We start from the raw sequence: 12,621 nt of genomic DNA, 5'->3' as shown, positions 1-12,621 counted from the left end.
TTGGACGATCATCACCACCGCCGAACGCTGGACGCTCACCACGTGGTTTGTCATCAAAACTGCGACGTGGGCGATCTTCACCGCCAAACGCTGGACGCTCACCGCGTGGTTTATCATCGAAGCTACGACGCGGACGATCTTCACCACCAAAGCTACGTTTTGGACGATCATCACCACCGCCGAACGCTGGACGCTCACCACGTGGTTTGTCATCGAAACTACGACGTGGGCGATCTTCACCACCGAACGCTGGACGCTCACCGCGTGGTTTATCATCGAAGCTACGACGTGGGCGATCTTCACCACCAAAGCTACGTTTTGGACGGTCACCAAAACCACCTTCACGACGTGGTTTATAATCTACGCGATTACCACGGTTATCATCATTCGATTCAAAACGCGGTTTATCATTGAAACCACCTTCGCGACGTGGACGATCTGAAGTGAACTCACGACGTGGACGATCTTCAAAACCACCTTCACGACGTGGACGGTCTGAATTGAATTCGCGACGCGGACGATCTTCACCACCGAACGCTGGACGTTCACCACGTGGTTTATCATCGAAGCTACGACGTGGACGGTCATCACGACCACCTTCACGGCGTTTAAAGTTGCTTTCGCCTTCAAAACGACGACCACCACCAAAACCACCGCCGCCACTACGACGACCATCACGACCACCGCCGCCATTACCACTACGGCCACGACCACCGCCATCACGACCTGAACGAGCAGGAGGTGGAGATGGCTCTAAGCCTTCAATTTCAGAAACACTCAAACGTGCTTCTAAATATTCTTCAAGCGCACGAATCTTACCGCGTTCACGATAAGTCGCTAAAGTAATTGCTTGACCAGTACGACCAGCACGACCAGTACGACCAATACGGTGTACATAATCTTCATGCTTCATCGGAAGACCGAAGTTAATTACGTGAGAAATAGTCGGAACGTCAAGACCACGAGCAGCAACATCAGTTGCAACTAGGATTTTTGCACGACCTTCACGAATACTACGTAAACGACGGTTACGAACTGTTTGTGGCATTGCACCATGAAGTGCAACAACAGAATGACCCGCTTCAGCAAGTTCTTCTGCCAACATATCTGTATCTTCTTGCGTGCTAGCAAAAACAACAGCTTGATCTAAGTTTTCATCACTTAACCAATGTGTAAGTAATTTTTTCTTATGTTCGAAGCCATCAGTCCAATGCAATGTTTGCGTAATATCTGTATTGGTTGAATGACCTGTTTCAATTGCGATACGCATAGGATCTTTCATCATGCATGATGCAAGACGAATGATACGATCAGCAAATGTTGCAGAGAACATTAATGTTTGTTTACGGTTAGCTGCTAATTCGCTAATTGCTTCTAAGTCTTCAGAGAAACCTAGGTCAAGCATACGGTCCGCTTCATCAACGATTAAAGCATCTACTTGATCTAATTTAATTTGACGACGATTCACCAAGTCAAGTAAACGACCAGGTGTTGCAACAACAACTTGCGCGCCTTTTAATTGTTGAATTTGTTTTGCAAATGGCATACCGCCCATAATGGCAGCAATACGAACACCTTTCATGTGACGTACAAGTGCAATTGCATCTTGACTTACTTGCTGTGCCAATTCACGAGTTGGTGAAATTACCAAAATATTCGGTTGAGTCACTGCTTTCATACGGTCTTTGAACGGTACAACAGACTCTTGACCAGCTAAAGCATTTAATGTTGGGAGTAAGAATGCTGCAGTTTTACCAGAACCAGTTTGGCTTGATACGAGAAGGTCTTTACCTTCTAAAGCAGCAGGAATTGCTTGTTCTTGCACAGCAGTCGGGGTAGTAAAACCTAAACCTTCAAGCGCTTGTTGTAAGGTTTCATGCAAAGAAAATTCGGCAAAAGATTTGCTCATAGAGAGTTTCACCCTTGTGGGTGCTCCATTTTTAATAAATACAAAATAGACATCGGCAAAAAGCGGCAAAGCAAAATTAGCTGAAAACTTTTATTCAGCAGCAATCCGAGTAACGACGATGTGGACTAAACGCACGCTTGATTACGGCCGAACCTGAAGAATCGCTGAGCGATCGGGGCGCAAGAAATGGTCCTCTCTATGGACAGCGTGCGCTTACAATGAATAGAACAGAATGTTCAGGTAATGAACGGAAATTTAAGTGCGTTGGCGGATTATAGCAGAAATAAATTAAAAGTCATGTGTTTTAATCAACTTTATCTATATTTCTTGAATTAATTTAATTTACTCTTTACTTAAAACACAAAACCCTCTGATTAAAGAGGGTTTTATTTATAATAAGCTAAATTATTTTGCAGCTTTATCCCAAGCTGGAACAACGGTTTGCATTAAAGGTTTTAACAACTTAAGCGAACATGCGAGTACTTGACCATTTTCAAATGAGTTATTACCGCCACGTGCGTCAACAACTACACCGCCTGCTTCTTTAAGAATAAGCTCACCAGCAGCAATATCCCATGGCTTTAAACCAAGCTCAAAGAAACCATCAAAACGACCTGCAGCTACATACGCTAAATCTAGAGCAGCTGAACCACCACGACGGATTTGTGCGCCTGCTTCAGTAACAGCTAATAATGATGCGAAATGCTGCTCTGCGTAAGATACGATTTCGCCAGCACGTTTAGCACGGTAAGGATGGCCTACTGCTAAGAATGTATTTTCTAAACTATCTTTTACATTTACACGAATACGGCGTTGATTCATAACTGCACCGCGACCACGGCTAGCAGAGAATAACTCATCACGTACTGGATCGTAGATTACGCCGTGTTGAGTAACACCTTTATGTTGAACTGCAATAGAAATACAGAAATGAGGGAAACCATTAATAAAGTTTTGTGTGCCATCAAGCGGGTCAATTACCCAGCACCACTCTGCATCATGGCCTTTGCCTTCTTGCAAACCAAACTCTTCACCTAAGAAGCTATGGTTCTTATAACTTTTACGTAACGTATCAATCGCTAATTGTTCTAAATAACGATCTACACGTGTTACCGGGCCATCAATGCCTTTCTCTTCAACTTGTAAATCGAGTTTATGACGATTTTGATGCGCTTTTAAAAGCTCTTGACCAACTGTTTGAGCCGCACGCGCAGCCATAACCACCATAGGTTCCATTGAACACCCACTAGACAAATTTGAAGATTTTGACAAAGAATAATGCATAAAAGCGCAGATATTTTAGCAAATATATGCGCTTTTAGGGGGAAAATGTTTCAAAAATTTTATTGGAGGCCTAAACCACCTGATTGAGCTTAAGCCAAACTCTCTCAATTGAGCTCAGAATACCTTTAGCATCCAACCCGCAGTCTTGTAACATTTGTCCGTGTGAAGCCTGTTGTAGGAACAAGTCTGGCAATCCTAAATTAATGATAGGTTTCACAATTTGTTCTTGCGCCATAAACTCATTGACAGCGCTACCTGCACCGCCCATAACAGCATGTTCTTCAACTGTGACAAATAAATGAGTATTTTCAGCTAAATCACGAATCATTTTTTCATCAAGCGGCTTCACAAACCTCATATTTACAACACGCACGCCCACATCATGTTTTTGTGCAAATTGTTCAGCAGCCTCTATAGCAACCATCACTCTGCTGCCAAATGCCAAAATTGTAATCTGCTCTTCACAGCTAGTCTTTATTTCAGCAACGATTTCAGCTTTCCCTAATTCAATAGTGGTCAACTCTTGCTGAATTTCCACACCTAAACCAGCACCACGTGGGTAACGTACCGCAGCTGGTCCATTATAGACATAGGCTGTATGAAGCATCTGACGACATTCATTTTCATCTTTTGGTGCCATGATGACTATGTTTGGAACTGTACGCATGTATGCATAGTCATAGGCACCTGCATGAGTTGGACCATCTTCACCAACCAAACCAGCACGGTCAATCCCGAAAGTCACATCAAGGTTCTGTAATGCAACATCATGAATAAACTGATCGTAACCACGCTGCAAGAACGTTGAATAGATTGCAACAACAGGTTTTAAGCCTTCACAAGCCATTCCTGCTGCAAGTGTTACAGCATGCTGTTCAGCAATTGCAACATCAAAGAATCTCTGTGGAAATTCTTTAGCAAACTGAACCATGCCTGAACCTTCACACATCGCAGGTGTAATCGCGAGTAGACGCTCATCTTGCGCCGCCTCATCACATAACCACTGACCAAATACATCAGAATATTTAGGTGGTGTTTTACCTGCTGAGGTTGTATTAATTTTGCTAATTGCATGATAAGTAATCGGATCCGCTTCTGCGGGAGTAAAACCTTTACCTTTTTTAGTATAGACGTGTACTAAACGTGGACCTTTACGCTTCTTTAGAGCATTAAATACTTGGGCCAGTTGATTTACGTCATGGCCATCAAATGGACCAAAGTAATCAAAACCAATTGCTTTAAATAAATTATCGGCCGCATCTGTTGCTGATTGATGCAAACGAGAGTTATAAGTCCATTTTGGATGTGGCTGTATATACGCTTCGCCATCTTCATTAACGTTAACTAAATGGCCTTTTTCCCAAATTGCAGCCAAATGTTTAGCAAAGCCACCTGTACTACAAGAAATTGACATGTCATTGTCATTGAGCACAACAATTAAATCGGCATTATGTGCAACAGCATCGTTCATGGCTTCAAATGCCATACCCGCTGTCATTGCACCATCACCTACAATACAAACCACTTCACATGGGTCGTTTTGATAACGACGTGCTAATGACATTCCTAAACCAGCCGAAATTGCTGTTGATGAATGTCCTACGCCGAATGTATCAAAAACTGATTCTTCTCTAGCTGGGAATGCCGCTAAACCATTTTTAGAACGAATCGTCGTCATTTGTTCACGACGACCCGTCAGGACTTTGTGCGGATAGGCCTGATGTCCTACATCCCAAACTAATCGGTCATTTGGAGTATTAAAGCAATAATGCAGCGCAACCGTCAGCTCAACCACGCCGAGATTAGCACCGAAATGGCCACCACTCTGGCCTGCTGCATATAAAATATATTGACGCAACTCATCAGCCACTTGAACCAATTGGCTATGCTCGAGCTGACGTAATTGTTGAGGATGATCAATTGCATCTAACAATGGCGTAACAGGGCGTTGAGTTGGAATTTCGGTATACAACATATGTGGCAAAGCCTTTATAAGCCTGGCAAATCCTAAGCTGGGTCAAAATGGGTCGATCATACAATCGAATGAAGTCACCTTCAATCAGCCACATTTGCGAACGAGGTCATGCAAAGCAGTCTCTCATACATCATGGGTATGGTTGGCAGATTATCCTGAATAATCTGACTATTTATCAACTATTATCGTCTTCTTTATACAAAAAAGAAAACCTTCATACGCAAAATGATTATGACAATTCGACCAATCTCCCAGCATTACGCTATACTTTAAACCGTTTTCGGTTAAAAGATGAGTTAATCTGTGCCTATAGAGTTCATTGCAACATCAAAACTTCCGACCGCTTTTGGTGAATTCAATATTTCTGTTTTTCAAGATCCAGTATCAGGTGAAGAACATGTGGCACTTTCTAAAGGGTTAGAAAATCCACCTACAGGCCCTGTTTTGGTTCGTGTACATTCAGAATGTTTAACAGGTGATGCTTTTGCATCATTAAAATGCGACTGTGGTCCTCAATTACAGGCAACTCAAAAGCTCATCAACGAGGCAGGTCAAGGCGTTATTTTATATTTACGTCAAGAAGGCCGTGGCATTGGGCTTACTAATAAAATTCGCGCCTATGCTTTACAAGATCAGGGCCATGACACCGTAGATGCAAATTTGCTTTTAAATTTACCTGCCGATGCACGTCGTTATGACATGTGTAGCATTATGCTAGATCACTTAGCAGTGAAAGAAGTAAAATTAATTACCAACAATCCTTTGAAAATTCAGGCACTCAAAGATCAAGGCATTAATGTGGTTGACCGTGTTCCATTAACGGTTGGACGCAACCCTTTTAATGAACAATATTTAAAAACCAAACGTGAACGTATGGATCACCTTTATCAAAAAGATGATTTTTTAAAAAAATAAATATTTAAAAAGCAATCGCAAGGGATTTTTGAGACATTTCTCAAAAATCCCTTACTTTTTTTATGGTTTTGTGCTTTGATGTATCTATCTCCTATCTCAATCATCTTTGAGGGTCACTATGCAACATCCGACTTCAACAGATATTCAACGTGTCCGCGAATTTCTCCTCGATTTACAAGCCCGTATATGTTCGGGTTTAGAACAACAAGAAAAAGCTGGCGGCGGTACGGGTGAATTTATTATTGATGATTGGGAGCGTCCTGAAGGTGGTGGTGGTCGTTCACGAGTTTTGCAAAATGGTACAGTGATTGAAAAAGGTGGTGTGATGTTTTCTCACATCAACATTAGTAAACTCCCCGCTTCTGCTACAGAAAGACACCCTCAAATTGCTGGTGCTAAAGCGCAGGCACTTGGTGTCTCATTAGTAATTCATCCTAAAAACCCCAATATTCCAACTTCTCATGCCAATGTACGTTTATTCGTTGCAGAGCCTGAAGGACAAGATCCAATTTGGTGGTTTGGCGGTGGTTTTGACTTAACACCATTCTATCCAGATGAGCAAGATATTATCGATTGGCATCAAGCCGCTTACGACCTGTGTCAGCCTTTTGGTGACAGTGTCTATGCTGAACATAAAAAATGGTGTGATGATTATTTCTATTTAAAACATCGCGATGAGCAACGCGGTGTCGGTGGCTTATTTTTTGATGATCTAAATGGTTGGGATTTCGAAACTTGCTTTAAATATATTCAAGCTGTAGGTAATGGCTATTTAAATGCCATTCTGCCAATTTTTGAAAAACACCGTGAACAGCCTTACACCGAAGCTCAACGTGAATTTCAGCTCTACCGCCGCGGCAGATATGTCGAATACAACTTAGTCTATGACCGAGGGACATTGTTTGGTTTACAAACAGGCGGACGTATCGAATCTATTTTAGTCAGCCTCCCTAACCTTGCAGGTTGGTCGTATCGTCCAGAATGGGATGAAGACTCTCAAGAGAAACGTTTAACTGACTATTACCTAAAACCACGTGACTGGCTAAATTTAAAAGAAAAAGTCGCTTAATTTTTTGCTTTTTGGAGATTCTTTAGCTTCCACCCTAAAGAATCTCCTTTTTTATTTTCAATTTCTTTGTTTCTATTCAAATATTTTTTCTGATTCCAATTTGGCTTATAGTGAGGCCTGCTGAATATTCAGCACACGTTTTTAACTGCTTCACGCCATTTTAAAATTTTGGATATAAGAATGACCAAACAGTTTGCAGTAATTGGCAACCCAATCGAACAATCACGCTCTCCTGAATTGCATCATGCTTTCGCTCAAAAAACAGGTGTTGACCTCGACTATCAAAAACGTCTTGCTCCTCTTGATGGTTTTGAGCCGAGTATGCGTAGTTTCTTTGCAAATGGCGGAAGTGGCATGAACGTTACTGTGCCGTTTAAAGAACAGGCTTTCGCTTTGTGCGATGTGCTAACCGAGCGTGCTCAGATTGCAAAAGCAGTGAATACGTTATGGATGGAAAATGGCAAATTGCACGGCGATAATACTGATGGCCAAGGCTTGGTTGCCGCGATTCAAGCTTTAGACTGGAACCTAGAAAATACGACTATTTTAATTTTAGGAGCTGGCGGTGCAACTCGTGGTGTTATTTATCCACTAGTACAAGCTGGCGCAAAAAAGATTGTGATTGCAAATCGTACTCTAACTCGTGCCGAACAACTTATAGATGACCTAAAAGTAGCCGTCCCGCAAGCTCAATTACAAGCAATTTCTCTAAATGAGCTAGAAGGGAAATTTGATATTGTAATTAATGCAACTTCTGCAAGCCTCTCGGGTGATGCATTACAACTCCCAGAAACTTTAGAGTTTAAATATGCCTATGAAATGGCATATGGCAAACCATCTAGCTTCCTTGAGCAAGCTAAACAACGTAATGTACCCTCTTCTGAAGGTTTTGGAATGTTAGTCGGTCAGGCTATTGAATCCTTTTCTATCTGGAACGGCGTAAGACCTGAATTAAAAGATTTTCTATAAATATAAAAAAAGAACCTACATGATGTAGGTTCTTTTTTTACTTCATTTATTATTTTTTGGTTGTAACCATTTGCTGATAAACATCTCGGAAAATCTCATAATCAATAAATTCATTATGCTCAGGTTTTAAATTCTGAATTGTTTTTTCCGTAAGCTGTTGTTTACGTGCAGCAACATACACCTTCCCTAAAATATCAGCTGTTTGTGACAACAATTGTTTTTCTTCAGCAGAAGCACCATTTTGTTGTTCAAATTCTAATTGATATTGTTTTGAGAAAAGCTGCTCAGGCTGCTTATATTGTTTCTGTAATTTTTGCCATGCTTCACGCCCTGCCTTACCTTGCATTGTTGTAATCACAATATGGTCCACAGCGCGGCCTAAATCATTATCAAACTGATCTTCTTGTTCAAGATGATGCTTTTTCTGCAATGCCTCGATACGCTCTAAAGCCTTACCTTGAGGATTATAGGTTTCTTCTTCAGAGAACCAATAAGCATAAACTTCGGCAATTTCTTGCAACTGTTGAACTGAATAATAATTAATATATGACGGTTTTTCGGCAGTCAATTTTGCAATAAACACAGCCTTATACGTTTTGTCATAGGCACGTGTTGCATCATAAGTTTGGTTAGCCAACAGCGCAAGATTCGAATCTAAATCTTGTACATCGCTATGTGAGCCAACTGGATGTTCAGAAACATCACTTTGCCCAAGTTTTTCACTAAAACCTTTTACGAAGTTTTCAAATAAAGAACCTTTGCTTGCCTCTGCAACTGATTTAGCTTGTTTAAGTTGCTGCTGATTAATTGAGGTTGCTTTACCATAATTTAGAATTTGCATGTCTGCTTTAATATTAAAGCGATGGTTAAATTCAGCTGGTGTATATGCAATATCGTAATCTACGTTGACTGCACGGCCTTTTTCATCGAGTCCAACATCAATCGTAATTGGATTTCTTTGTTTTGGTAAAGCTTGTTCAATCTCTGCTTTATGCTTTAACCATAAAGCTTTGAATACTTCATCATTCACAAACTGGTTCTGATCATAAGCGGCAAAAGTTTGTTTTAAAGCAGCTTGACGAGACTTGATCTGAGTTCTTTGGGTACTCTCTACGCTTTGATCAAGAACATCAACACCATATATTTGACAGTAATTAATATCCCCTAAAACTACTTGTTTTTTAAGGGTCTGTAACTCAACACATTGTTCTTCTGTAAGGGTTGGGCCTTCTTCATCTTGGGTAGTTTGTTCGGCATCCGCTACCGCAACATCAGCAGCATCCTCATCTTGGCCTGAAGCAGAGGCTTCCTCTGCTGCTGCCGCTGCATCCTGAGCTGCACTTGATTGTTCTTCATCACCTTCCTCAGAAGCCAATGTACCGCCAAAATGAGCGTTAATGAGTGAGTAAAGTTGTTGGCTGACTGCTGCTGCATCTTCAGAAGAAACCTTCTGCCCTTCGGCACTACCTGACTTTTTCTTAGCTTCAGAAGCGGCAAGCTCGGTTGCTATAGATTCAGCAATCTTTTGGTCATCAAATCCTAAAACACTTTTTTGCAGGTATTTTTCATTGACTTGGCCATATAGATCGACTTGTAGCAGTAACTCCTCAACCGTATCTTTTAAACGAATTTTTTCTACAATTCCTGCCTTACGGTCAGCGTCTGTAATTGGTAAACGTTGTAAATTTTGCGGATCAGCCAAACGATAAGACACGGCGCCAGAAGCCTTCGCATATTCAACGAACTTCTTCATATCGACGTTCGTAAACAGATCTTTATATTTCGAAAAATCGACATAGGCTAAGTTGTTTTGATTATCTTTATTAACTAAATAAGGCATTAATCCGAAATAATTAACGTAAAATTTATAATCCTTTAGATCAAGCACCATTGGCAATTTTGCCTGCACGAGCAAAGTCGGTTTTTCATATCTTGCAGTGAGGTTGAAAGACCCCATTTTTTGACGATAATGAACTGAACCATCGTAACTAAATTGGAGATCATTTAATAAATTGATTAATACGGCATTTACTTTTTCTGAACGTGATTCGCCAGATACACCTGAAACAGATTGCTCATTTGCAATTGCGGCATAGAGCGCCTGCTTCTGTTTTTTATTCAAATTAATTTTTTGTTCACGTAAATATTGATCTACTTTTTTTTGTACTTCAGCATCAAGTTGAGCACTTTTCTCTATAGTGCTTATTTTGTTGGGCTGATTTGAATCAACATTAACTTTAAAATGCCCGCGGTAGTCATAGCTTGGGTATTCATACATTGCATTCATACCCTGAATGACTTTTTGATCTAAATGAGCAGATGCTACTGATGGACGTAGGCTATGCTGCGCACATGCGGTCAAACCCAAACTGAATAAACATAAACTGAGATATTTTAAATGCATAACTTTTTTAAAACCTTATCGCTTTATCTTTTTAGCAAAACTTGCTAAAAATAAAAAAATAGTTGTTTTTTCACATAAAAGTATAAGTCCTGAATGTAGCAGAAAATGTATTTTCAGGTGTATTTATTTTCGACAAAATTCGCTTTTCTGACATTTCTTTCGGATGTGATTATCATTGTATTTTTATCATGCGAGTGAATAATCAAATCATCGATTCAGATAATCCCACAATGATTCAAAATTAGGATTAAAGCCATGCCAGCATATAAAGCCCCGCTACACGATATTCGCTTCTTAATGAATGAAGTATTAGATTACCCTGCTCACTACAAAACTTTATCAAATGGTGAAAATGCAGATCCAGATACCGTTGATATGATTCTTGAAGGTGCGGCAGATTATTGTGAAAACGTATTATCGCCACTTAACCAGTCTGGCGATGAAGAAGGTTGCCATTTTGACAACGGCGAAGTAACTACACCTAAAGGCTTTAAAGAAGCTTATGACCAGTTCGTTATGGGTGGTTGGCAAGGTCTTTCTTATCCAGAAGAATTTGGTGGTCAAGGCCTACCAATGTCTTTAAACCTCATCAAATCAGAAATGATGGGTACTGCAAACTGGTCATTTACGATGTACCCTGGCTTAAGTTCAGGTTGTATGAATACCATCTTGCAATTCGGTACCGATGAGCAAAAACAAACATATATGCCTAAACTTGTTGAAGGAACTTGGAGCGGCACAATGTGCTTAACCGAACCTCAATGTGGTACCGACTTGGGACAAGTTAAAACTAAAGCTGAACCTCAAGCAGATGGCACTTATAAAATCTCTGGTACAAAAATCTTCATTTCTGCCGGTGAACATGATTTAACTGAAAATATTATTCATATCGTACTAGCACGTCTTCCAGATGCGCCTGCTGGTACTCGTGGTATTTCATTATTTATCGTACCTAAATTCATCCCTACTGCTGATAGTGGTATCGGTGAACGTAATGCAGTGACCTGTGGTTCAATCGAACACAAAATGGGGATCCGTGCTTCTGCAACTGCTGTACTAAACTTTGATAATGCCACTGGTTATTTAATCGGTGAAGTCAACAAAGGTTTACATGCAATGTTTACCTTCATGAATACAGCACGTATTGGTACTGCTGTTCAAGGTATTGCACACGCTGAGTTATCGTTCCAAGGTGCATTACCTTATGCGAAAGATCGTATGTCTATGCGTGCACTTTCTGGTAAAAAAGAACCTGAAAGAGTTGCAGATGCCATCATTCATCATGCTGACGTACGTCGCCTGTTGTTGACTCAAAAAGCAATTGCTGAAGGTGGTCGTTCAATGATCTATCATGCTGCAAAACTTGCAGACAAAATGACAGATGCATTAACACGTGGCGACCAAGCTGCTTACGAAGACTACGATGATAAACTTGGTTTCTACACACCAATTTTGAAAGGTTTCTTGACTGAACTTGGTTTAGAAGCTGCAAACAACGGTATGCAAGTTTACGGCGGTCATGGCTACATCAAAGAATGGGGCATGGAACAAATCGCTCGTGACGCTCGTATCTCAACGCTATACGAAGGTACAACAGGCATTCAAGCACTTGACTTGATTGGTCGTAAAGTATTGCTTAGCTCAAAAGGTAAAGTGGTTCGTGACTACACTGCTGAAATCTTAAAATTCTGTGCTGCACACGCACGTAATAAATACTTACGTCGTTTTGCTTGGGATTTAACTAAGCTTTGTGCTCAGTGGAACACTTTAACAGTTCGTATTATGCTTGCTGCACGTAAAGACCGTGACATCGTTTCTTCTGCTTCTGTAGATTTCTTGATGTTCTCAGGTTACGTGATGATGGCTTACTTCTGGGCGCAACAAGCAGTCATTGCTTCTGAGAAACTTGAAGCAGGTGATGGTGCAGAAACGCCTGAATTCTATAAAGCAAAAATCAAAGTTGCGGACTTCTACTTTGACCGTATGTTACCTCGTACCCAAGGTCACGCCGAGTCAATGGTGACAACCTCTCGCACATTAACATCATTACCAGTTGAACACTTTAGCTTCGACTACTAATGATTTTTAAATCGTGA

The 12,621-nt window shown here is 40.8% G+C and carries 8 protein-coding genes; 4 read left to right on the top strand and 4 right to left on the bottom strand.

What is annotated here, in order from left to right:
- The 3 genes from RMB03_RS13545 to dxs form a co-directional block, all read right to left on the bottom strand.
- The coding region (locus RMB03_RS13545) for a DEAD/DEAH box helicase (RefSeq protein ID WP_311076592.1) at positions 1–1,909 on the bottom strand (1,909 nt) is incomplete at its 3' end.
- A 405-nt stretch (positions 1,910–2,314) separates the two neighbouring features.
- Positions 2,315–3,145, bottom strand: coding sequence for an inositol monophosphatase family protein (locus RMB03_RS13540; protein WP_005038449.1), 831 nt, complete (start codon positions 3,143–3,145; stop codon positions 2,315–2,317).
- 118 nt (positions 3,146–3,263) lie between these two features.
- Positions 3,264–5,168: a 1-deoxy-D-xylulose-5-phosphate synthase gene (gene dxs, locus RMB03_RS13535; RefSeq protein ID WP_311076591.1), complete on the bottom strand. Its 1,905-nt coding sequence runs from the start codon at positions 5,166–5,168 to the stop codon at positions 3,264–3,266.
- A 303-nt stretch (positions 5,169–5,471) separates the two neighbouring features.
- On the opposite strand from dxs, the gene ribA reads away from it, so the two are divergent.
- The 3 genes from ribA (at position 5,472) to aroE (ending at position 8,121) form a co-directional block, all read left to right on the top strand.
- Entirely contained in the window at positions 5,472–6,083 is a 612-nt protein-coding gene (gene ribA / locus RMB03_RS13530) for a GTP cyclohydrolase II (RefSeq protein ID WP_017391003.1), read from the top strand.
- A 118-nt stretch (positions 6,084–6,201) separates the two neighbouring features.
- A complete protein-coding gene (gene hemF / locus RMB03_RS13525; RefSeq protein ID WP_311076590.1) occupies positions 6,202–7,152 on the top strand; it encodes an oxygen-dependent coproporphyrinogen oxidase in 951 nt (316 codons plus the stop codon).
- 180 nt (positions 7,153–7,332) lie between these two features.
- Positions 7,333–8,121 (top strand): shikimate dehydrogenase, encoded by a 789-nt coding sequence (gene aroE / locus RMB03_RS13520; RefSeq protein ID WP_311076589.1) that lies wholly within the window; start codon positions 7,333–7,335, stop codon positions 8,119–8,121.
- Positions 8,122–8,170: 49 nt separating this feature from the next.
- On the opposite strand, the gene RMB03_RS13515 is transcribed toward aroE, so the two are convergent.
- Positions 8,171–10,525, bottom strand: a complete 2,355-nt coding sequence (locus tag RMB03_RS13515) for a hypothetical protein (RefSeq protein WP_311076588.1) — start codon at positions 10,523–10,525, stop codon at positions 8,171–8,173.
- Positions 10,526–10,780: 255 nt separating this feature from the next.
- Here RMB03_RS13515 and RMB03_RS13510 point away from each other — a divergent pair, with 255 nt between their 5' ends.
- Entirely contained in the window at positions 10,781–12,604 is a 1,824-nt protein-coding gene (locus tag RMB03_RS13510) for an acyl-CoA dehydrogenase C-terminal domain-containing protein (RefSeq protein ID WP_003653705.1), read from the top strand.
- Positions 12,605–12,621: the final 17 nt, after the last annotated feature.

The organism is Acinetobacter sp. V91_7 (assembly GCF_031799075.1).
GTDB classification, from domain to species: domain Bacteria; phylum Pseudomonadota; class Gammaproteobacteria; order Pseudomonadales; family Moraxellaceae; genus Acinetobacter; species Acinetobacter calcoaceticus.
The sequence above is the reverse complement of the archived record's forward strand: the minus strand, read 5'-3'. Positions and strand labels throughout refer to the sequence as shown.